At 56.9% G+C, this 506-nt stretch carries 1 rRNA gene; it reads right to left on the reverse strand.

Going from position 1 to position 506, the window contains the following annotated elements:
- Positions 1–506: ribosomal RNA gene (locus I8U19_RS17150) — 23S ribosomal RNA — on the reverse strand; the annotation flags it as partial.

The raw sequence follows: 506 nt of genomic DNA on the forward strand, positions 1-506 counted from the left end.
CCAAAAGGTTCGGGCCTCCATTCCGTGTTACCGGAACTTCACCCTGGACATGGGTAGATCACCCGGTTTCGGGTCGACGACTACGTACTCATGCGCCCTGTTCAGACTCGCTTTCGCTGCGGCTCCGGCTTCTCACCTTAACCTCGCACGCAACCGTCACTCGCCGGTTCATTCTACAAAAGGCACGCCGTCACTCCTCAAAGGAGCTCCGACTGATTGTAAGCACACGGTTTCAGGTTCTCTTTCACTCCCCTCCCGGGGTGCTTTTCACCTTTCCCTCACGGTACTGGTTCACTATCGGTCGCCAGGGAGTATTTAGCCTTGGGAGGTGGTCCTCCCAGCTTCCCACGGGGTTTCACGTGTCCCGCGGTACTCAGGATCCGTCTCGGAGGGCGAAGGATTTCGGTTACAGGGCTGTTACCTTTTATCGCGGGTCTTTCCAGAACCACTTCACCTATCCCTCGCCTTTCTCACTCCGTGTGAGACGTCCTACAACCCCGACAGAC

The organism is Thermoactinomyces sp. CICC 10523, assembly GCF_016055105.1.
GTDB lineage: Bacteria > Bacillota > Bacilli > Thermoactinomycetales > Thermoactinomycetaceae > Thermoactinomyces_A > Thermoactinomyces_A daqus.